Source organism: Nocardiopsis potens DSM 45234, from assembly GCF_000341105.1.
Classification (GTDB): Bacteria; Actinomycetota; Actinomycetes; order Streptosporangiales; family Streptosporangiaceae; genus Nocardiopsis_A; species Nocardiopsis_A potens.
In genome coordinates, this window is record NZ_ANBB01000042.1 from 74,471 (window position 1) to 94,749 (window position 20,279).

17 protein-coding genes are annotated in these 20,279 nt (G+C 75.4%); 10 read left to right on the top strand and 7 right to left on the bottom strand.

Going from position 1 to position 20,279, the window contains the following annotated elements; genetic code table 11:
• Nucleotides 1-709 precede the first annotated feature (709 nt).
• From D459_RS0116875 to D459_RS0116910, 8 genes are all read left to right on the top strand, one after another.
• Nucleotides 710-2,362, top strand: a complete 1,653-nt coding sequence (locus D459_RS0116875) for a GMC oxidoreductase (RefSeq protein ID WP_017594188.1) — start codon at nucleotides 710-712, stop codon at nucleotides 2,360-2,362.
• Complete coding sequence (locus D459_RS0116880; RefSeq protein ID WP_017594189.1) at nucleotides 2,359-3,003, top strand: hypothetical protein; 645 nt, start codon at nucleotides 2,359-2,361, stop codon at nucleotides 3,001-3,003. Before D459_RS0116875 ends, D459_RS0116880 begins: the two co-directional genes overlap by 4 nt.
• Nucleotides 3,000-4,970: a GMC family oxidoreductase gene (locus D459_RS0116885; protein WP_017594190.1), complete on the top strand. Its 1,971-nt coding sequence runs from the start codon at nucleotides 3,000-3,002 to the stop codon at nucleotides 4,968-4,970. The genes D459_RS0116880 and D459_RS0116885 overlap by 4 nt, the downstream gene beginning before the upstream one ends.
• On the top strand, nucleotides 4,967-6,154 hold the full coding sequence (locus tag D459_RS0116890) for a ferritin-like domain-containing protein (RefSeq protein ID WP_017594191.1): 1,188 nt from the start codon (nucleotides 4,967-4,969) through the stop codon (nucleotides 6,152-6,154). The genes D459_RS0116885 and D459_RS0116890 overlap by 4 nt, the downstream gene beginning before the upstream one ends.
• The gene (locus tag D459_RS0116895) at nucleotides 6,151-7,071 is read left to right on the top strand and encodes a hypothetical protein (RefSeq protein WP_017594192.1); all 921 of its coding nucleotides are present in this window, start codon (nucleotides 6,151-6,153) and stop codon (nucleotides 7,069-7,071) included. The genes D459_RS0116890 and D459_RS0116895 overlap by 4 nt, the downstream gene beginning before the upstream one ends.
• A gap of 130 nt (nucleotides 7,072-7,201) precedes the next feature.
• Nucleotides 7,202-7,507, top strand: a complete 306-nt coding sequence (locus D459_RS0116900) for an ArsR/SmtB family transcription factor (RefSeq protein WP_026120468.1) — start codon at nucleotides 7,202-7,204, stop codon at nucleotides 7,505-7,507.
• Complete coding sequence (arsB, locus tag D459_RS0116905; RefSeq protein ID WP_017594194.1) at nucleotides 7,507-8,583, top strand: ACR3 family arsenite efflux transporter; 1,077 nt, start codon at nucleotides 7,507-7,509, stop codon at nucleotides 8,581-8,583. Before D459_RS0116900 ends, arsB begins: the two co-directional genes overlap by 1 nt.
• 39 nt (nucleotides 8,584-8,622) lie before the next feature.
• Nucleotides 8,623-9,036 carry an arsenate reductase ArsC gene (locus tag D459_RS0116910; protein ID WP_017594195.1) on the top strand — a complete coding sequence of 138 codons (414 nt, stop codon included), beginning with the start codon at nucleotides 8,623-8,625 and terminating at the stop codon, nucleotides 9,034-9,036.
• A 59-nt stretch (nucleotides 9,037-9,095) separates the two neighbouring features.
• On the opposite strand, the gene D459_RS0116915 is transcribed toward D459_RS0116910, so the two are convergent.
• From D459_RS0116915 to D459_RS0116925, 3 genes are read right to left on the bottom strand one after another with little or no spacing between them, the layout of a single operon-like run.
• Nucleotides 9,096-10,136, bottom strand: coding sequence for a flavin-containing monooxygenase (locus D459_RS0116915; RefSeq protein ID WP_017594196.1), 1,041 nt, complete (start codon nucleotides 10,134-10,136; stop codon nucleotides 9,096-9,098).
• Nucleotides 10,133-11,434, bottom strand: a complete 1,302-nt coding sequence (locus tag D459_RS0116920; RefSeq protein WP_017594197.1) for an MFS transporter — start codon at nucleotides 11,432-11,434, stop codon at nucleotides 10,133-10,135. The genes D459_RS0116915 and D459_RS0116920 overlap by 4 nt, the downstream gene beginning before the upstream one ends.
• Nucleotides 11,431-12,789 (bottom strand): FAD-dependent oxidoreductase, encoded by a 1,359-nt coding sequence (locus D459_RS0116925; protein ID WP_017594198.1) that lies wholly within the window; start codon nucleotides 12,787-12,789, stop codon nucleotides 11,431-11,433. The genes D459_RS0116920 and D459_RS0116925 overlap by 4 nt, the downstream gene beginning before the upstream one ends.
• Nucleotides 12,790-12,882: 93 nt before the next feature.
• Here D459_RS0116925 and D459_RS31940 point away from each other — a divergent pair, with 93 nt between their 5' ends.
• On the top strand, nucleotides 12,883-13,746 hold the full coding sequence (locus D459_RS31940) for a helix-turn-helix domain-containing GNAT family N-acetyltransferase (protein ID WP_017594199.1): 864 nt from the start codon (nucleotides 12,883-12,885) through the stop codon (nucleotides 13,744-13,746).
• 459 nt (nucleotides 13,747-14,205) lie between these two features.
• Entirely contained in the window at nucleotides 14,206-14,970 is a 765-nt protein-coding gene (locus D459_RS0116935; RefSeq protein ID WP_206540782.1) for an ankyrin repeat domain-containing protein, read from the top strand.
• A gap of 514 nt (nucleotides 14,971-15,484) precedes the next feature.
• Here D459_RS0116935 and D459_RS0116940 read toward each other — a convergent pair.
• From D459_RS0116940 to D459_RS0116955, 4 genes are all read right to left on the bottom strand, one after another.
• Nucleotides 15,485-15,826 carry a hypothetical protein gene (locus D459_RS0116940; protein WP_017594201.1) on the bottom strand — a complete coding sequence of 114 codons (342 nt, stop codon included), beginning with the start codon at nucleotides 15,824-15,826 and terminating at the stop codon, nucleotides 15,485-15,487.
• 682 nt (nucleotides 15,827-16,508) lie between these two features.
• Nucleotides 16,509-18,407: a WD40 repeat domain-containing protein gene (locus D459_RS0116945; RefSeq protein ID WP_152523011.1), complete on the bottom strand. Its 1,899-nt coding sequence runs from the start codon at nucleotides 18,405-18,407 to the stop codon at nucleotides 16,509-16,511.
• 83 nt (nucleotides 18,408-18,490) lie between these two features.
• Complete coding sequence (locus D459_RS0116950) at nucleotides 18,491-19,093, bottom strand: isochorismatase family protein (RefSeq protein ID WP_017594203.1); 603 nt, start codon at nucleotides 19,091-19,093, stop codon at nucleotides 18,491-18,493.
• A 128-nt stretch (nucleotides 19,094-19,221) separates the two neighbouring features.
• On the bottom strand, nucleotides 19,222-20,205 hold the full coding sequence (locus D459_RS0116955) for a GlxA family transcriptional regulator (RefSeq protein ID WP_017594204.1): 984 nt from the start codon (nucleotides 20,203-20,205) through the stop codon (nucleotides 19,222-19,224).
• Nucleotides 20,206-20,279: the final 74 nt, after the last annotated feature.

Below are 20,279 nucleotides of genomic sequence, written 5' to 3' on the forward strand. Positions count from 1 at the left end.
CGGTCCCGCCGCCGCGGCGCGCCGGGACCGCGATGTCGCCCGCCCCCGCCGATCCGGTGATTTTCCGCCCCCGGTGCCGGACCCCGCCCTCCCCGGCCTTCCCCCAGGTGGACGCGGGTGCGCCGGAGGAGCCGGGCGCCCGGAGCCGGAAATACGGCTGAACGGCGCCGGATTCCGGGGAATGGCCGGTTTTGCCGCGCGAATGCGATGCGATTTCGGCCGCGTGGAAAACGGACCGGAACGGCGAAAGCCTATTGGGAACCGCCGCTCCGGGTAGACTGAAAAACGTGTACGGCCTCCGGGGAATTCTTCTCCGCCGGAGGTCGGTCTCTTCACTTTCCGGGTGTCTCCCAATGGAACTCGTTCCAGGAAGAGGCTTTGATGGAGAACGATCCGCGCGCCCGTCCGGAAAACCCCGATGCCCGCCTCGATGGGCCCGGTTCTGCTTCCACGGCCGTCCCGCCTCTGTGTTGATCCCGGGCTCGTCGACCGGCCCCGGTCCGCGGAGCCGCACGGGCGAGCGCTTCCCGGCCGGCCGATGAGCCCGCGAATCAATGCGGGGCGGCGGTGGTGCGATTCCGCGGTGGCACCGAGAAAGCCGCACCGAGAAGACCGCAGTGGCACCGAGAAGACAGTGGCATCGAGAAAGGAGAACCCACTCGTGCCGGAGAACGTCCAACCCCCTCCGCGGGCGGCGGAGGGAATCACCATGCTCGACCTGGAGGAGGTGCCGGCCGCCGCGGCACCGCCGCCGGCGGCCGACCTCGACCCGGTCGCCGCGCACTACTGCAAGACCCTGGAGCAGGTCCAGGGCGAGAAGTACGACGTGGTGGTGGTCGGCGGCGGCGCCGTCGGGGCCGCCGTCGCCGACGCGCTGGTCAGGAAGGCCGGACCCGAGCGGGCTCTCCGCGTGCTCGTTCTGGAGAAGGGCCCCTTCCTGCTGCCCGAGCACGTGCAGAACCTGGCACCGCAGTACCAGCGCCTGATCGCCAAGGCGGTGGCCAAGCCCTGGAAACTCGAACCGGGCACCACCTTCGACCTGGCCCCACAGGTCCCCTACATCGGCGGGCGGGCCTTGTTCTGGAGCACCTGGATCCCGCGGCCCACCCGCAAGCAGATGCCGGGCTGGCCGGAGCGGGTGCTCAAGGAGCTGGACGAGAAGAGGTACTGGGAGCAGGCCGAGCGGCTGATGGGCGCCGTCCGCCCCAGCCGGATGGGCCCGGAGTTCACCGCCTTCCAGCCCCGGCTGCTCCAGCGCCTCCTGGACCGGCTGGGCGGGATCGACCACTTCCTGCCCTACGACGACCCCGACGCGCTGGAGGTGCCGCTCGCCTCCAAGGCCACCGCCTCCACCCTGGGCTACCGCAAGTTCAGCCCGGTGCCGGTGCTGCTGGCCGCCGCGGAGGACTTCCCCGGCCGGATCGACCTGGTCACCGGCTGCGAAGTGAAGCGGATCGGGCACACGCGGAACGGGCGGCTCCGCACCGCCACCGCCCTGGAGACCACCCGGGGCGCGCTCGACCTGAAGGGCGCCCGGCTGGTGCTGGCCAACGGCGTCGTCGAGCCCACCGGGCTGCTGCTCGGATCCTTCCCCGATGAGCTGCCCGGGTTCGCCGGGACCAACCTCGGCGGCCACGTCGCCTCCTGGTTCTCCGCCCGGGTCCCCCGGCACGCCTGGAAGGGGCTGGGCAAGGAGCTGCAGATCGGCTGCGCCTACCTCAAGGGGCGGGTGGAGGCCTACGCCCGGGACTTCCACGTCCACCTGATGGGGGCCTCCAACCCCGAGCCGGCCGGCGCCACCGCCGACCTCTACCGGCTCATCCCGGACTCCTTCGACCAGGAGTTCCTGGCCCAGCTGAGCAGCCCCGACCACATCGGCTTCCTGGTGCACTGCCTGGGCGAGTGGCGCAGCGAGCAGGGGAGCGCCACCGGCAGCAGGGTGCGGGTGGACGGCGGGGAGACCGTGCTGGCCATCAAACCCGCAGAGAAGGACAGGAAGCTCCGCGCCGAGATGGACGCGGCCGCGCTGCGGCTGGTCAAGGAGGTACTGGCGGCGAACGTCCCGGAGAAGGAGATCGAGTACTGGCGCCCCGGCACCGCGACCGAGCCCGGCGGGTGGCAGCCGGACCCGCCGGCCGGGCGGCTCAAGGACGCCCTGGTGCACGAGTCCGGGACGCTGTGGATGGGCGAGGACCCGCAGAAGTCGGTCACCACCCTGGACTGCCGGCTGCACGGCGTGGACAACCTCTACGTCGGCGGCGCCGCGACCTTCCCCACCTCCGGGTCCTGGAACCCGACCCTGGCCGCCGTCGCACTGGGCCACCGCCTCGCCGACCACCTGCTGGAAGGGGGGAAGTCGTGACCGGGATCAGCGAACAGGAGTTCGTCCGGACCTGCGTCCGGCTCACCGGCTTCACCGAGTACGACCTCTACGGCACCGGGATGGCCGGGCTCTTCCTCGGCACCGCCCGCGACCAGGTGGGCGAGGACCGGTTCGCCGTGTTCTGGGCCGCGCTGAAGAAGGCCCTGGACGACCCGCAGGGGCTCAAGACCCTCACCCCGACCCACCTGGAGGCCGCCCGGGCGCTGACCTACCTCTGGTACACCGGCGCCTGGCCGAGGCTGGCCCCCGCCGCCCACGCCGAGCTGCGCAGGCAGCAGGCCAACACCGAGTTCATGGCCGCGCCCGCCGCCTACACCGAGGGACTGGTGTGGCGGACCTTCCACGGGCACCCCGCCGGGGCGAAGGCGCCGGGCTTCGGCACCTGGGCGGCGAAGCCGCCCGACGTCCCCGCGACCGGAGAGGCCCAGGAGGAGCAGGCCGAGGAGCCCGCCGGCGCGTACCGGGTCGGCATGGAGGAGCCGGTCGCGCTCGACGAGGTCCCGCACGACCTGCTGCCCGCCTTCCGGGCCTCGCGGGACATCGCCCCCTCGGAGGTCCCCACCGCCCGGGCGCCGGAGGCGGACGGAGCAGCGCAGCAGCAGAAGGAGGTCCGCGCATGAACGGCACGGCAGCGGCATGGGACGCCGACCGGCGCCGCTACGACGCGATCATCGTCGGCGCCGGGTGGTCCGGCAGCCTCATCGCCGAGCGCCTCGGCGCGAAGGGCTGGCAGGTGCTGGTCCTGGAGGCCGGCAACGGCGGCGACGAGACCTGGGAGGGCCACCTCGACGCGGTCCGCACCTTCCACTCGGCGGTCGCGAAGGTGCCCAACTCCCCGTACCGCCGCAACACCGCCGCGCCCTCGCCCGACGTCCTCGACCTGGCGCCGGTGCGCGACCCGGAGCCGGGGAAGCCGGAGTTTACCGCGAACGGGTACCTCGTGCAGCAGGGCGCCCTGCCCTACGGCACCGACTACCTGCGCGCCCTGGGCGGCACCGGGATGCACTGGCTGGGCGCGGTGCCGCGGATGCACGCGGATGACTTCGGCACCGACACGGACTACGGCTACGGGCGGGACTGGCCGATCGGCGCCGAGGACCTCCAGCGCCACTACGCCGAGGCCGAGCGGGCGATGGGCGTCGCCGGCGACGCCGACGAGCAGCGGAAACTGGGCGTGGTCACCGACCCGGACTACGTCTACCCGATGCACGGCATCCCGCAGAGCCACATCGACGACTACTGCCAGAAGCGGGTCGGCGGGCACGAGATCCACGACGAGGTCGCCGGCGAGACCTACACCATCAACATCACCGGCCTGCCCCAGGCCCGCAACAGCACCCCCGACCCGCGCTACGCCGGCGGCGCCGGCTACCGGCCCAAGGGCGCGGTCGGACTGGCCAACTACGGCGAGCGCTGCGTGGGCAACGCCAGCTGCGTCCCGATCTGCCCGGTCCAGGCCAGGTCCACCCCGCTGCGGATCCAGGCCGGCTTCTCCGGCTCGGTCACCGTCGCCACCAGGAGCGTCGTCACTCGGGTGCTGCGCGGCCGCGGTGCCTACGTGCGGGGGGTGGAGTACCGCACCTACGGAGACCCGGCCACCCCGGTCAGCCGGAGCTACACCGCCGAGGCCGACGTGGTCGTGCTGGCCGCGCACGCCATCGAGAACGCCCGGCTGCTGCTCTTCTCCGAGCTGGCCAACGGCAGCGACCAGGTGGGCCGGAACCTGATGGACCACCCCACCATGGTCGCCTGGGGGCTCACCGCCGAGGCCGACGGGAACATCGGGCCGTTCCGCGGCCCCGGGCACACCTCCGGCTGGGAGGAGTTCCGCTTCGGGGACGCGCGCGGCACCCGCGCCCCGTTCCGGATCGAGATCGGCAACTGGGGGTGGGGCTGGGCGAACGGCGCCCCGATGAGCAACGTCGCCACCGCGCTCGGCGTCGGCGGCGACGCCGCCGGGGAGGTGCGGGACAAGGGGATCTTCGGCCCGGAGCTGCGCCGCTTCCTCGGCTCCACGATCGGCCGGCAGCTCCAGCTCCAGTGCGCGGTCGAGCAGGCCGCCGACCCGGAGAACCGGGTGACGATCGACCCGCGGAAGCACCGGGACGCGATGGGCAACCCGCGCCCCGTCATCGCCTACGACCTGGACGAGCACACCCGCAAGGGGGTGTACGCCGCCTACCTGGTGGCGGGGCGGATCTTCGCGGAGATGGGCGCGCAGAACCGCACCGACTTCCGCCCGGTCGGCGGCCTCCCGCCGCTCGGCCACTTCGTGTACCCGACCGACGACTCGGTGGACGGGGAGGTGCACCTGGCCTACCACGGCGCGGGGCACGGCGCCGGCACGCACGTCATGGGCGCGGACCGGAGCACCTCGGTGGTCGACTCCCACCAGCGCACCCACGACCACCCCAACCTCTACGCGGTGGGCTGCGGCAGCATGCCCTCGATCGGTACCAGCAACCCCACCGTCACCATGGCCGCCCTGGCGCTGCGCAGCGCCGAGCGCATCCACCAGGACCTGGCCGAACTGCACGGGGCGGTCCTGCCCCGGCCCCGGACGCAGAAGACGGAGGTGCCGGCGTGATCACCGCGACCGAACTCCACGCCCAGGGGTTCAAACCGCCCCGGACCATCGAGGAACTGCGGAAGTACCTGCAGGCCGCGATCGAGGTGGAGCACCTGACCATCCCCGTCTACATGACCGGGATGTACACCATCCGCCCGGACACCAACCGGCTGGCCTACTACGCCATCCGCAGCGTCGTCCTGGAGGAGATGCTGCACCTGACGCTGGCCGCCAACCTGCTCAACGCGGTCGGCGGCAAGCCGAACGTGGCCCACCCGGAGTTCGTCGCGGAGTACCCGGCCAAGCTGCCGTTCAGCAGCGACGAGCTGCCGCTCATCGGGCTGCGGCACTTCTCCCCGAAGGCCCTGGACACCTTCCTGACCATCGAGCGGCCCCGCTCGCTGGTCCCGCCCGAGGAGGGCGAGGGGTGGACCTCCATCGGCCAGTTCTACGCCGCCATCGCGGACGGCCTCCGCGCCCTGGTCGAGGAGAAGGGGGAGGCCGCCGTGTTCACCGGCGACCCCGCCCGCCAGGTGGGGCCGGAGGACTTCTACAACTCCGGCGGCGAGGCGTTCCCCATCGCCGGGCTGAAGAGCGCGCTCACCGCGATCGAGGTGATCAGCGAGCAGGGCGAGGGGGCCGACGACTCGATCTGGGACAGCGACGACAAGTTCTTCGGCGAGGAGCGCCAGCTCGCGCACTACTTCCGGTTCAACGAGATCCGCACCGGCCGGTCCTACGGCCGCCACGACACCCCGAGGACCCCGCCCAGCGGGCCCCTCCTCGACGTCACCTGGGACGACGCCTACAAGATCCACGGCGACTCCAAGGTCGCCGACTACAAGGAGTACGAGGAGACGAGCCGGGTCTACGAGGAGGCGGTCGCGTTCAACCAGTGCTACGCGACGCTGCTCAGCTACCTGGACAGCGCCTTCGACGGATGGCCGCGGCTGATGTGCCTGGCCGTGCCCACCATGCTGGAGCTGGGCGACCGGGCCGAGCGGCTCTACCGCAACCCGCACCCCGACCCGGCCCTGGCGAAGAAGGGCGTCTGCGCCAGCGCCACCTTCGAACTCGGGGTGCGGCACTTCGACGCCGCCCGGGAGCAGGTCGAGCAGAACATCGAGGCCGTCGACCGGACGCCCGGGGCGCCCATCGACCTGTCCGCCGCCACCATGCAGAAGAGGGAGCAGTTCGCATGACCGACACCATGGAGAGGGCCGCGACCGAGGGCGGCGTCCTGCCGAGCATCCCCGGCGGGTTCGACCTCCCCTTCTACTACGGCACCTTCATCAACATCGGCGCCGACTACCTGGTCGGCAAGGCGGAGGCGGAGGCGCTGCTGAACTCCTTCCCGGCGAAGGGGAGGCTGAGCCCGGCGGAGTTCGGCGGCAAGGCCTGCCTGTCCTTCAACTTCCAGGTCTACTTCGCCCAGTTCGCGCACGGCACCGGCGTCACCCAGGAGATCGAGCTCAACGTCGTCTCCTACCCCACCGCGCTGAAGGACCGGATCCCGAAGCTGACCTACAAGCAGTACGCCGCGGGCGAGGACCAGACGCGCAACCTCGGGTTCTGCCGGGTGCACGTGCCCTGCGACGCCCAGCCCGCGATCAACGCCGGCGTGGCCCTGTTCAACGAGCCGAAGTTCAAGGCCGACTTCGACGTCACCCTGCCGGTGCCCAACGGGACCCCGGTCAAGAAGGGCGACGAGTGGACGGTCGTCTGGTACGACACCTGGAAGGTGGTCTGCGGCGCGGAGGGCAAGAAGGGCGAGAACGGCTTCGACCCGAAGGACGTCCACTTCGGGTTCACCGCCGACCTGCGGAAGCTCCCCGCGAAGGAGGTGAGCGCGGCGCCGTTCACCGAGTTCGGCAGCAGGAAGGACGGGGAGTCCGGGTACCGGGCGCTCGCCGCGCCGCTCAACGTCTTCCGGCCCTACCAGTGGTACGACCTGAGCGGCCAGACCGGCAGGGTGGTGCTGACCCCGGGGACCGGCGCCGCCTACGGCAAGGTCAAGGACTTCATCGACGTCATCAAGGACGTGCAGCCCGCCGGCGCCTGGGTGCACCACATGCCCCCGGTCGCGGTGCAGAACCGGCCGTACTACCTGCCGGAGTAGCGGCCGCCGGAGCGGTGCCCGCCGGATGAAGGGGGGCGGGGCCGGAGCGGCGGCCCCGCCCCTCCCGCCTGCGGAGAGGGACCGGAGCCCCCGGTCGGAGCCCCGGCCCCGCCCCGGTTATCATCATCCCATGCTGATATCAGTCGATACTGATGTACTGCGGGCGCTGGCCGACCCGCTCCGGATGCGGATCGTGGAGCTGCTCTCCGCGGAGACGCTGTGCACCACGCACCTGATCGCCGAGACCGGCGCCCGGCAGACCAACCTCTCCAACCACCTGCGGGTGCTGCGCGAGGCCGGGCTGGTCGAGACCGAGCCGTGCGGCCGGTTCACCTACTACCGGCTGCGCCCGGAGGCGCTGGACGGGCTCTCCGCCGGGCTCGCCGGCCTGGCCGAGGCCGCGCGCGCCGGCGGCCGGCCCAGGAGGGCCTGCTGATGGCCGGCACCGACACCCCTCCCGCGAAGGCGCCGGTCGCCGGCGGGCTCTCCTTCCTCGACCGCTACCTGGCGGTGTGGATCCTGCTGGCGATGGCCGCCGGCCTCGGCCTCGGCCGCCTCCTGCCCGGCCTGGGCGAGGGGCTGGCCGCACTGGAGGTCGGCGGGATCTCGCTGCCGATCGCGCTCGGCCTGCTGGTGATGATGTACCCGGTGCTGGCCAAGGTCCGCTACGACCGGCTGGGCCCGGTCACCCGGGACAGGAGGCTGCTGCTCTCCTCCATCGCGCTCAACTGGCTGCTGGGGCCGGCGGTCATGTTCGCCCTGGCCTGGCTCTTCCTGGCCGACCTGCCGGAGTACCGCACCGGGCTGATCATCGTCGGCCTGGCCCGCTGCATCGCCATGGTCATCATCTGGAACGACCTGGCCTGCGGCGACCGGGAGGCCGCCGCGGTGCTGGTCGCGCTGAACTCCGTCTTCCAGGTCGCCGTCTTCGGCCTGCTCGGCTGGTTCTACCTGGACCTGCTGCCCGGGTGGCTGGGGCTGGACACCGGGGGCCTGGAGGTGTCGGCCTGGCAGATCGCCGCCAACACCGCGGTCTTCCTCGGCATCCCGCTGCTCGCCGGGTTCCTCACCCGCCGCCTGGGGGAGAGGCGGATGGGCCGGGGGCGCTACGAGTCGGAGCTGCTGCCCCGGATCGGCCCGTGGGCGCTGTACGGGCTGCTCTTCACCATCGTGCTGCTCTTCGCGCTCCAGGGCGACGCGATCACCTCCGACCCGCTGTCGGTGGCCCGGATCGCCGTCCCGCTGCTGGCCTACTTCGCCCTCATGTGGTTCGGCGCCTTCGCCCTGGGCAAGGCGATCGGGCTGAACTACGACCGGACCGCCACGCTGGCCTTCACCGCGGCCGGCAACAACTTCGAGCTGGCCATCGCCGTGGCCATCGCGACCTTCGGCGCCGCCTCCGGGCAGGCGCTGGCCGGGGTCGTCGGCCCGCTGATCGAGGTGCCGGTCCTGGTCGGGCTGGTCTACGTGTCCCTGGCCTGGCGCCGCCGCTTCCCCGCCGACCGGCGCTGAGAACCGGCGTCCGCCCGCAACGACCGAGAAGAGGAGACCATGACCGAACGACCCACCGTGCTCTTCGTCTGCGTGCACAACGCGGGCCGCTCGCAGATGGCCGCGGGCTTCCTGCGCCACCTCGCCGGGGACGCCGTCGAGGTGCGCTCGGCCGGCTCGGCCCCGGCCGAGCAGGTCAACCCGGTGGCGGTGCAGGCGATGGCCGAGGCCGGCATCGACATCACCGCCGAGCGGCCCAAGGTCCTCACCCCCGACGCGGTGCGCACCAGCGACGTGGTGATCACCATGGGCTGCGGCGACGCCTGCCCGGTCTTCCCCGGCAGGCGCTACCTCGACTGGGAGCTGGACGACCCGGCCGGAAAGCCGCTGGAGCAGGTACGCCTCGTCCGCGACGAGATCGCCCGCCGGATCGAGGACCTCCTGATCGAACTGGGCGTGTGGAAACGGGCCTGACCCGCCACCGGGGGCGGGGCCGGAACCCCGCCCCCGGCGCCGGGCCGCGCGGCTCCGCCTCAGCCGACCTTCAGCCTCCGGACCACGTGGCGGGCGTCGCGGCCCACTCCGCGCAGGGTCGCCGAGGAGAAGCTGCGCTGGAACTCCAGGCCCACATGGCCCAGGCCGGGCACGCGGGTGGACACCCCGCCCCGGTGCAGCGGAGCGCCCCGCCCGTCCAGGGCGCCGCTCCCCTCCAGGTAGTCCAGGGCGGGCCGGTACCCGGTGGCCAGGACGACGGTGTCGACCGGCTCGGCCTCCCCGTCGGCCCAGACGGCCTTGCCGCCCTCCAGGCGGGTGAACACCTCCCGCCGGTCGGGGTTGCCCGAGGCGAACGCGGCCCGGTAGCGGCCGTCGTCGTTGACCAGGGTGGGACCCTTCTCCCAGATCCGGCGCAGCGGCGCGGAGTCCAGGCCGGAGCGGGCGAACCACCAGTGGACGTCGCGGCCCAGCGGGCGCTGGTCCGCCCAGGCCACCGGCGCCCTGCTGGCCAGGGTCACCCGGGCGGACCCGGCCAGCTCGGCGGCGATCTGCACCGCGGAGTTGCCGCCGCCCACGACCACCACCCGCTGCCCGGCGAACGGCTCGGGCGAGCGGTAGTCGGCGGCGTGCAGCACGGTACCGGTGAACTCGCCGAGACCGGGCAGGGCGGGGCGGTGCGGTCGGGTGAAGGCGCCGGTCGCGGTGATGGCGGCCGGGGCCTCGAACCGGTCCCCGCCGGCGGTGGCCGCGACCAGGGCGCCGCGCTCGCGGACCAGCGAGGTGACGCGGTGGCCGCAGCGGATGTCGGCGTCCAGCCCTTCGGCGTAGGCGCGCAGGTAGTCCACGACCTCGTCGCGGAGCGGGTAGCGCTCGGGGTCGCCGGGGAAGGGGCGTCCGGGCAGCGCGGAGAAGCGCGCCGGGGAGAACAGGACGAGGCCGTCGTAGTAGTGCGGCCAGGAGCCGCCGGTCTCACCGGCGGCCTCCAGCACCAGGGGGCGCACGCCCCGGGCGGCGGCCGCGTGGGCCGCCGCGAGCCCGGCCTGGCCGGCGCCGATGATCAGCAGGGGGACACGGGTCATCGAAACTCCTCGGGAACGGAGGACGCAGTGGGGGAAACGGGGGATGGAGGGCCGGGTCGGCCGCGCGCCGCGCGGCCGCCCGGACCGGTCGCCGCCGCGAGCGCGCCCAGCGCGCCGATGGCGGCCAGGGCGGAGAACACGGCGGGGTAGCCGCCCAGCGGCACCGCCAGCGCCGCTCCGGCCCACGGGGCCAGGGCGACCGCCAGCATGATCGGGGTGTGCAGGACGCCGTTGAGCGCGGCGTAGCGCTCGGTGCCCCACCGGTCGGACACGGCGGTGGCCTGCAGCAGGGTCAGCACGCCGCGCACCGTTCCGGCCGCCAGCGCGACCACCAGGACCAGGGCGAACGGCCCGGCCACCAGGCCGAGCAGCCCGGTGGTGGCCGCGCACGCGGCGAGCACGGCGACCGTGCGGACCACCGGGGAGGTGCGGTGCTCCAGCGGCGCGTAGGCGAGCCGCCCCAGCACCTGGCCGAGGCCGCCGACGCCCAGCGCCCACGCGGCGGCCGCCGTGCCGTATCCGCGCTCCTCCAGCAGCGGCACCAGGTTCACCACGACCGCGTAGACCCCGAACGCCCCGAGCGTGAGGGCGGCGCTCAGCGCGAGGAACGGCCGCCCGCCCATGATGGCGCCCCTGCCCTCCCCTTCCTCCGCGGGGCGGGGCGGGCCGGTCGCGCCCCCAGCGGGCCGCCAGGGCGGGGTCGGGGCGAAGGCGTGCAGCGGCAGGACCACCAGTGCCAGGACCGCCGCCAGGGCCAGGTAGGCGCCGCGCCAGCCGAAGGCGTGCTCCAGCGCGGCCGTCGCGGGAGCGAAGACCGTGCTCGACAGGCCCGCGACGAGGGTCAGGGCGGTCAGCGCCGGCACGCGCCGAGGCCCGTACCAGCGGGTGATGGCGGCGAAGGCCGGCGGGTAGAACAGCCCTGCCATCGCCGCCCCCGCCGCCGCCCACGCAAGGAAGAAGGCCCACAGGGCGGGGGCGGCGGCGATGGCCGCGGTGGCGGGGACGGCCAGTGCGGCCGCGGCCGTCATCACCACCCGGGGCCCCGCCCGCTCCAGCCACCGGCCTACCGGGATCCCGCTGAGGCCGGCGACGACCTGGGAGAGCGAGAAGGCCGCCGTCACGGTGGTCGGCGACCACCCGGTGTCGGCCGCGATGGCCGGGGCCAGCACCGGGAAGGCGTAGAACAGCACCCCGTAGCCGGTGGTCACGGTGGTGCACAGGGCGGCCAGCGCCACCCGGTTCCGGAGCGGGGCGGCGGCCCGCGGGGTCGCGGCCGCCGCCCCGGCCCGGCGGCTCACGTCTGCGGGGACGGGGCCGGGAGAACCACCTCCACCGGCTGCGGGCCCGCCGCGGTTCCGCAGCAGCCGCCCTCGGCGGCGGCCCCGGCCTCCTCCTGCTCCGCGTCGGGCAGGCCGGAGCCCTTGCACACCCCGGTCTCGGGCAGCACCAGCTCCACCCGCCCGGCGGCCTCGCGATCCCCGGCGATCTCGGCGGCGATGGAGCGGACCTGCTCGAACCCGGTCAGCGCCAGGAAGGTGGGGGCGCGGCCGTAGGACTTCATCCCGGCCAGGTAGAACCCGGGCTCGGGGTGGGAGAGCTCGGCGGCTCCGTGCGGGTAGACGGTGCCGCAGGAGTGCAGGTTCGGGTCGATCAGCGGGGCCAGCGCCACCGGCGCCTGCAGGGTCGCGTCCAGCCCCAGCCGGACCTCCGACAGCGGCGACAGGTCGGGGCGGAACCCGGTGAGCGCCACCACTTCGTCCACCGGATCCAGGGCGCGCCCGTCCTCGCCGACCAGGACCACACCGCCGTCGGTCGCGCGCACCTCGGCGGTGCGGAACCCGGTGACCACCTCGATGTGCCCGGCCTCCACCGCCCTCCTGGCCCGCTCGCCCAGGGCTCCGCGCGCGGCGAGCCGGTCGGCGTCGCCGCCGCCGAAGGCGTCGCCCACCTCGCCCCGGCGCAGCACCCACACCGCGCGGGTGCCGGGCTCCTGCTCGGCGAGGCCGGCCAGCAGCACCAGCGCGGTCAGCGCCGAGTGCCCGCTGCCGGCCACGGCGGTGCGCCGCCCGGCGTGGCGGGCGCGCACCGCGCCGTCGGCGGTGTCGGGGACCCGGTAGGAGATCCGGTCCGCCGCCGCGGCCTCGCCCAGCGCGGGCAGGCCGTCGCCGCCGAGCGGGTTGGGCGAGCCCCAGGTGCCCGAGGCGTCGATGACGGCGCGGGCGAGGAGGCGCTCCTCGCGGCCGCCGGCGGTGCGCACCCGGACGGTGAACGGCTGCTCGTCGCGCCCGGCGTCGACCACCCGGTCCCGGCCGCGCCGGCTCACCCCGACCACTTCGGCGCCGAGGCGCACCCGCTCGCCGAGCGCCGCGGCCAGCGGTTCGAGGTAGTCCCGGACCCAGTCGGCGCCGGTGGGGTAGGCGTCGTCGGACGGGCGCCGCCACCCGGTGGCGGCGAGCAGCTTCTCCGCGGCCGGGGCGATGAGGTCCCGCCAGGTGGAGAAGAGCCGGACATGGCCCCACTCGGCGACCGCGGCCCCGGCGCGCTCCTCCTTCTCCAGCACCAGCACCGGCAGGCCGCGCTGCTCGGCCTCGGCCGCCGCGGCCAGCCCCACCGGGCCGGCCCCGATCACCACGACGGGAAGTTCCGCTGCCATCACACACCTCTTCATCGAAGTTCGTCGATTGAGAAGGACTTTATCGACGGACATCGATGGACGCAACCATCGATGATGGTCGATAATGGAGGCATGAGCGTGACCACCCCGGCCCCCGCCGCACTGGAGCCCGACACCGCCGCGACCTACGCCTCCTGGTTCGCCTGCCTGGCCGAACCCACCCGGGTGCGCCTCCTGCACGCCATCGCAGCCCGACCGGGCGGCGCCACCGTGGGCGAACTGGCGGCGGCCCTGGAGATCGGCCAGCCCACCGTCTCCCACCACTTGCGCAAGCTCGCCGAGGTCGGCTTCGTGCTGCTGGAGAAGGCGGGCACCTCCACCCGGGTCGCCGTCAACCCCGCCTGCTGCACCGGCCTGCCGCACGCCGCCGACGCGGTGATGGGCCTGCTCGCCTCCCGCCCCTGCTGCCCCACCGACCTGCCGGCCGGTGTGGAGGTGCGCCCCATGGCGGCCGGCGACCTCGACGCGGTGCGCCGGATCCACGCCGAAGGCATCGCCACCGGCGACGCCGCCTCCGAGAGCGAGGTCCCCGGGGCCGCCGAACCGGACTCCGCATGGCTGCCCGGGCACCGCTGGGTCGCCGAGTCCGGCGGGAAGGTCGTCGGCTGGGCGGCCGCCGCGCCCGCCTCGACCCGGACGGCCTACTCCGGCGTCGCCGAGACCTCCGTCTACGTCGCCGAGGGGGAGCGCGGCCGCGGGGTCGGCAAGGCCCTCATCCACCGCCAGGTCACCGAGGCCGACGCCGACGAAGGCCTGTGGACCCTGCAGGCCTCGGTCTTCCCGGAGAACAAGCCGGGCCTGGCCCTGCACCGCTCGGCCGGCTTCCGGACCGTCGGCGTCCGCGAACGCGTCGCCCGCCTCGACGGCGCCTGGCGCGACACCGTCCTGCTCGAACGGCGGAAGGGCGCCGCGGGCATGGGCTGCACCGCCTGCTGAACCGCCTGCCGAGCGCGGAGCAGGCGGACGGGCCCCGCCACCGCTCGCCGCCCCGCCCCTCCCCGGAAAGGCGCACCGGGCACGGCACCGGGAGGTGAGGACGGCCCGCGCGCCCTGCGCCGGTGCGCCCCGCGCCCGCGGGAAAGGCACGGGCGCGGCCGGGCGGCCGTCCGCGGTGAGCCGTGCCCCGCACGGACAAGGCCGCCGAGACCGCCGCCCCCTCGTCGTCCGATCGGGTGACGGCCGCGTCGCCCGAACGGTCCCGCCGGTTCCCCCGGCCGTTCGACCCGCGGCCCGGCCCCGCCGACCAACCTGGTGAGCGTCGGCAACGGCCGGAGCGGAGTGCGGACGCGACCGCCCGCCCTGCCGGAAGTCCCGTCCCGGCGTCGCAAGGGGTGCCGCCGGGGCGGGGCGCCCCCGGCGCCGCCCGGGACCGGGCGGCGGTGAGAGGAGGAAGCGGTGAGACGACGCGCGGTGGTTCCGCTGCTGGCGGGCGCGCTACTGCTCGGGACGGCCTGCGCCGCCCCCGAGGAGCGGCCGGAGGAAGAGGCGGCGCAGGCCGCGCCGGAGGCGGCCCCGTCCGCCTCCCCGGCGGAGCCGGCCCCCTCCGAGCGGCCGATGAACGGCGACGAGGGCCGGCTGCGCGCCGCCGCCGAGGACGGCGACCTCGACGCCCTGCAGGAGGAACTGGACGCCGGGGTCGACGTCGACGCCCCCGACGACCAGGGCGAGACCGCGCTGTTCCACGCCGTCGTGCAGGACCACGTCGAGGTCGCCGAGGCGCTGGTGGAGGCCGGCGCCGACCCCGACGCGCTCAACGAGGAGCACGACTCGCCGTTCCTGATGACCGGCGTCACCGGCAGCACCCGGATGCTCGACGCGCTGCTGGCCGCCGACCCCGACATCACCGAGGTCAACCGGGTGGGCGGCACCGCGCTCATCCCGGCCTGCGAACGCGGGCACACCGAGTACGTGCGGGCGATCCTGGAGCGGACCGACGTCGACGTCGACCACATGAACTCGCACGGCTGGACCGCCCTGATCGAGGCGGTCATCTTCGGCGACGGGAGCTCCGACTACCAGGAGATCGTCCGGCTGCTGGTGGACGCCGGCGTGGACACCGACATCCCCGACGGCGTCTGGGGCACCACCTCGCTCCAGCACGCCCGGGACCGGGGCTACACCGAGATCGCCGCCATCCTCACCGAGGCCGGAGCGTCCTGAGCTGCTGCCCCCGCCCGCCGAAACCCGCCGCGACCCTTTCGGTGAGGCGGCCGGTCCGCCGGTACCTGCCGGAACCCGCCCGGGGCGGCGCCCGGCCCGCAGGGGAAGCGCCGGGGAGACGTGCCTGTGGCGCCGCCGGACCCAGACGGCCGCTTCCCGCTCGGATGTGAGAAGCTCCGCCGCCCCTGCGCCCACCCGCGTAGAGTCCGGGGAGTGCCCTTCCCCGCCCTGAGCGGAGGCCGGAAACACGGTCACGGGGAGGTGCTCCGGGCGGAAGCGGCAGCCCTGGTCCGACACCGCCGGCCGGAGCACCGCGGCGAGCGGAGAACCTCGCCGACGATCCGTGCGGCCGGGACGGGCCCCCGCCCCGCCCGGGCCTCTTGCACCACCGGGACGCCTGAACCGTCCGGGGCGCCCGGGCAGCCCGGGATGCCCGGGCCGTCCGGAGCAGGGGTCTCCGCCGGAACGGGGGGGCGCGGCCGGGACCGTGCGGACCTCCCGCGCGGGTATCGCCTCAGTCCTCCGCGCCGGAGAATTTCCTGGCCAGGTCGCGGTGGCGCTCGGCGGCCAGCTCGGCCTGCGCGGGGCCGATGATCGACCCGGGCATCCGGCTCAGCCGCTCGACCTGCTCGGCCAGGCGCAGGTGCTCGGCCTGCGCATGCTCGCGGCAGGGCAGGCAGGTGACGCTGTTCGGCTCCGCAGAGGTCCTCGTCCGGGGCACCTGCAGCCCGCACCCGGTGGCGACATGGCTCGGCAGGTCGCCGGCCAGCCCGAAGGAGGACGCCAGCATGTTGCGGACGGCGGCGTCGTCCTGCATCACCTTCGCCTGGACGTGTATGTGCGGATCGCCGTCCATGCGCTCTCCTCACCGGGGGCCGGGGATCGGATCCGGTCGCGGACCGGACGGCATGAGTCTGCCATGGGTTCCGGAGCACCGCCGGACCGCAGTGGCCGGTACGCCGAAGCCCCCGCTCACCGCCCCGCCGCCCTCGAGGAGGCAGCGGATGTGCACCACTCCGGCCGCCGCACTCCCGCCCATGACGGCGCGGCCGCGCCCGACCGGCGGCCTGTTCCCCTTCCCCTCCGTCCCGCCGGCCGGCACCGGAATCGGCGTCCCCGCGCCGGCCGGCGCCTTCGCCGACGAGCGCCCCGCCGGGTCTCGCCGCCGCCTACCACGAGGACGGACGGCGCCTCCCGGAACTCCGCTCCCTGCGGGCCCGCGTCCACGGCGGCCTCGGCCGCATACTGCTCCGAGAACGCCTCGGCGCCATGTTCTGGAGGACCACCGCCGCCGGAGCGCGCTCTACCGGGCCCATCACGGGTACTGCGGGCGCGAAGCACGGCTCTCCGGTCCCGCGCGGACCGGGCACGGCCGGGCGGCTGATCCCGGTCCGGCGGACCGGCCGCCTCGGCCGGCTGCGGGGAAGGCGTCCGGAGTCCGGTCTCCGGAGCCTTCCCGGGGGAACGGGGAACCGGAACCCGGGCGGGGGAGGAGCACGGCCCGGAGGTCCCCCGCGCCGCCTTCCGGTCCCGCCCCGCTACCGGCCGAGGCGGAGCAGGGTCCTGCGGTACGCGGCCACGAGGTCGCCGCCGGGCGCCCAGGCGAGCGCGGTGGCCGGGCAGGGCAGGCCGAACGCGCCGGCGGCCGCCCCGGCCTCCAGGTCGAACAGGGCGATGGACCCGTCCGCGCGCGCCACCGCGGCCCTCGGGTCCCCCGCATCGTGCACCGCGAGGGCGGTCACCTCTGCGCCGTCCTCCGGGCCGAGGAGCCGCGCGGCGCCGGCGCCGAGGTCCCGGAGGCGCACGGTGCCGCCGCGCACCGTGAGGACCGCCGGCCCGGTGCCCGACCGGGTGAGGGCGTGCACCCGCTCCAGGGCCTCCATCGCGTCGGCGGCCGGGGTGGGCAGCGGGGCGCGGTCGGCCAGGTCCCACAGCCGGAAGCGGCCGAAGGCCCGGCTGACGGCGGCGACCGGGCGCCCGCCGAGGGCGCCGACCGCGACGCCGTCGGGGCGTCCCCGGCCGGGAAGGCCGCCGATCCGCTCCCCGGTGGCGGGGTCGGTGATGTGCAGCGCCTCGTCGCAGCCGGCGGTGAGCGCGACCGCGCGGCCGCCGACGACGGCGGTGGCGATGATGCGCACCTCACCGCGGTGGCCGGTGCGGACCGGCCGGTCCGCACCGCCGCCGGACCAGCGGTGCAACCGGTCGTCGGTCCGCCCGAGCAGGTCGCCGCCGCCGGCCAGCACGGCGGTGCCCGCGCCGGCCGGTACGCCGGTGTCCGCGCCGAGCGGTACCGCGGCGACCGCGCGGACCGGCGCGGGCAGGACGCCGAGCACCGGACCGGGCGCGCCGTCCTCCAGCCGCCAGGAGGCGACGGTGCCGTCCGCGCCGCCGGTGATCACGCGCCCGTCCGGGGAGACCGCGATGCACCGGACGGTGCCGCCCGGGCCCCCGCGGGGCGGGACCCCCAGGTCGACCCGCCAGACCCCGATGGCCTCGTCCTCCTCGGAGGCGGTGGCGAGGAGACCCGGGCCGGTGCCTGCCAGTGCAGGCCACGCGGTCGGCCCGACCAGCGGAGGGCCCGCAGGGCGGTCCGCGCCGACGTCCCACAGGTGCACCGCCTCCGCGTCGGCGGCCGCCACCAGGCGGCGGCCGTCCCCGGTGAGGACCCCCGCGATGCCGTCCACATCCAGGTCGCCGGCCGGCCGCCGGGCCAGCCGGCGTCCGGAGGCGGCGTCCCGCACCTCCACCCCGCCGTCCGCGGCGAGCAGGGCGACCGCGGCGCCCCCGTCCGGCCAGGAGGCGGCCTTCCGCACTTCCGCGGAGACGGGAAGCGCGCCGATCCGCGCCCCGGAGTCCGGCGACCACAGCTCCACGGCGCCGCCGGCCGCCACCGCCACGGGGCGGCCTCCGATGGCGACCGATGCCAGCGCGTGCAGCCGCCGCCCGGTGCCGAACGCACGGACCTCGCCGGTCTCCAGGTGCACGGTCCGCACCGTCCCGTCCCCGTCCGCGGTGAGCACGGCCGGGCCCGATCCCAGGTCGGCGGCGACCAGGGCGCGGACGGCGCTCCGGTGGCCGGGGAGCCGGCCCGCCACCGCCCCGGCCTCCAGGTCGACCAGGAGCGGGGCGCCGTCCCAGTCGCAGACGGCGGCCATCGGGCGGCCGCGCACGGACGCGGTGGCGAGCAGGTGCCCGCCGACACCGGGGACGGTGCGCACCGGCTCGCCGGTCGCGGCGTCCCGGACCTGCACCGAGGGGGCGGCGCAGTCGTGCTCGCCGGCTCGGGGGCAGTCGCCGTCGTAGTGCGGGCCGGCCGCGGTCACAAGGACCGGCGCGCCGCCGAGCACGGCGCCGGCGACCGCGTCGGCCCGGATCCGCGGAAGCATTCTGAGCAGGCGGGGGTCGTCCCCCGGGTCCGTGGTCCATACGGTGCGCATCCGCAGCAGGTTACGGACCCGGCCGGGGGCGCGCCGGCGCGGGGCCGGTCGGCGCCCCCGGCCGGGGACCGGGGCGTCGCGGGTCAGGCGGTGAGGTCCGCGGCGGTGGGGACCACGACGCCGAACAGGTCGGCGACGGTGGTCAGGGCCGCCGTCTTGAGGCCGGCGGCGGAGATGGTGCCGCCGCCGGGCGCGGCCAGGGGGCGGGTGGCGGTCGCCTCGGCGACGACGGTGGGCCGGTAGCCGAGGTTGAATGCGCCCTGGGCGGTGAAGGCCACGCACATGTGCGCCATGAACCCGGCCAGCACCAGGTCGGGGCCGGAGCCCAGGTCGCGCAGGGTCTTCTCCAGGCCGGTGCGGTGGAAGGCGTCGGGGAACTCCTTGACCACCACCGGTTCGCCGTCCGCGGGCGCCACCTCGGGGCTGATCGCGCCGATATCGGCGCGGATGTCGTAGGGGCCGCCCTCGCCTCCGTCGTTGACGATGTGCACCACCGGCGCTCCGGCCGCGCGGGCGGCGGCGAGCAGGCGGGCCCCGGCGGCCAGGGCGGGTTCGGCGCCCTCCAGGGCCATGACCCCGGACCGGTAGGTGTTCTGGAAATCGATCATGACCAGGGTCGACTCGCCGAGGCGGGGCGGCGTGCCGTCGAGGCCGATGACGCTGCGCAGGGACGCGGAGGGGTTCATGGGTGACGGGTTCCTTTCGGTTTTCGGGCAGGCCTGGCGGGCCTCCCGCGCGGGAGGCCGGGCCGGCCGTCGGGCGCCGGTCGGTCGGAGAGAGTCAGAGGGCGAGTGTCGGGAAACGGCCGGGAAGGTCAGGAGGCGGTGCGGAAGCGGCGCCGGTAGGCGGCGGGGGTGGTGCCGAGCCGCCTGCGGAAGGAGCGGTGCAGCGTCTCCACCGACCCCGCCCCGGTGTCCGCCGCGACCCGCTCCAGCGGCAGGTCGGTGGTCTCCAGCAGGCGGCGGGCGGCCTCGACCCGGGCCTCCTCCACGTAGGCGGCCGGGCCGGTGCCGGTCTCCTGCCGGAAGACCCGCGCGAAGTGGCGCTCGCTCAGGCACATCCGCTCGGCCAGCGCGGGGACCGACAGGTCGGCGCCGAGGTTCTCGGTGATGAAGACGCGCAGCTCGTCGATGTCCCGGCGGGCCGCCGCGGGCCGGCTCAGCGGTACGCTGAACTGGCTCTGGCCGCCCTGCCGCCTGAGGTACACCACCAGCTGCCGGGCCACGGCCAGGGCCAGCTCCTCGCCGTGGTCCTCGGCCACCAGGGCCAGCGCCAGGTCCAGGCAGGCGCTGATGCCGGCGCCGGTCCACACCCGCCCGGAGCGGACGAAGATCGGGTCGGGGTCCACGTCGACCTCGGGGTGGTCGGCCGCCAGCCGGGCGGCGGTCGACCAGTGCGTGGTCGCCCGGCGCCCGTCCAGCAGCCCGGCGGCCGCGAGCACGTGCGCGCCCACGCACACCGAGGCGATCCGGCGCGCGTGCGGTGCGGTGGCCCGCACCCACTCCACCACGGAGCCGTCGACCCGGGCCACCGGGCCGTCCGGGTGCGGGTCCACCGCGCCGGGCACCAGCAGGGTGTCCACCTCGGTGCCGACCTCGGCGAAGGCCAGGTCGGCCAGGACCCGCACCCCGGCCGACGTGGCGACCGGGCCGGCGGCGGGCCCCGCCAGGCGGACCGTGTACCCGGCCCGCCCGCCGGACTCCCGCTCGGCCAGCGCGAAGACCTCGGCCGGGCCGGTGACGTCGAGCAGGTCGACGTCAGGGAAGACCGCGATGACGACGTGGTGCGGAGTGGGCATGGGTCCATCGTGGCGGCGGCGCTCCGCGGCCGCAATGACGGTTGTCTGTCAGATCCTGCCATCGGCGGTGCGGC

What these genes read in the sequence shown, in the direction of transcription:
- D459_RS0116900 (WP_026120468.1), top strand. Translation starts at nt 7,202, where the DNA reads ATGCTGATATCAGTCGATACTGATGTACTGCGGGCGCTGGCCGACCCG.
- D459_RS0116940 (WP_017594201.1), bottom strand. Translation starts at nt 15,826, where the DNA reads ATGGACGGCGATCCGCACATACACGTCCAGGCGAAGGTGATGCAGGAC.
- D459_RS0116895 (WP_017594192.1), top strand. Translation starts at nt 6,151, where the DNA reads ATGACCGACACCATGGAGAGGGCCGCGACCGAGGGCGGCGTCCTGCCG.
- arsB (WP_017594194.1), top strand. Translation starts at nt 7,507, where the DNA reads ATGGCCGGCACCGACACCCCTCCCGCGAAGGCGCCGGTCGCCGGCGGG.
- D459_RS0116925 (WP_017594198.1), bottom strand. Translation starts at nt 12,789, where the DNA reads ATGGCAGCGGAACTTCCCGTCGTGGTGATCGGGGCCGGCCCGGTGGGG.
- D459_RS0116945 (WP_152523011.1), bottom strand. Translation starts at nt 18,407, where the DNA reads ATGCGCACCGTATGGACCACGGACCCGGGGGACGACCCCCGCCTGCTC.
- D459_RS0116955 (WP_017594204.1), bottom strand. Translation starts at nt 20,205, where the DNA reads ATGCCCACTCCGCACCACGTCGTCATCGCGGTCTTCCCTGACGTCGAC.
- D459_RS0116875 (WP_017594188.1), top strand. Translation starts at nt 710, where the DNA reads ATGCTCGACCTGGAGGAGGTGCCGGCCGCCGCGGCACCGCCGCCGGCG.
- D459_RS0116885 (WP_017594190.1), top strand. Translation starts at nt 3,000, where the DNA reads ATGAACGGCACGGCAGCGGCATGGGACGCCGACCGGCGCCGCTACGAC.
- D459_RS0116915 (WP_017594196.1), bottom strand. Translation starts at nt 10,136, where the DNA reads ATGACCCGTGTCCCCCTGCTGATCATCGGCGCCGGCCAGGCCGGGCTC.
- D459_RS0116910 (WP_017594195.1), top strand. Translation starts at nt 8,623, where the DNA reads ATGACCGAACGACCCACCGTGCTCTTCGTCTGCGTGCACAACGCGGGC.
- D459_RS31940 (WP_017594199.1), top strand. Translation starts at nt 12,883, where the DNA reads ATGAGCGTGACCACCCCGGCCCCCGCCGCACTGGAGCCCGACACCGCC.
- D459_RS0116950 (WP_017594203.1), bottom strand. Translation starts at nt 19,093, where the DNA reads ATGAACCCCTCCGCGTCCCTGCGCAGCGTCATCGGCCTCGACGGCACG.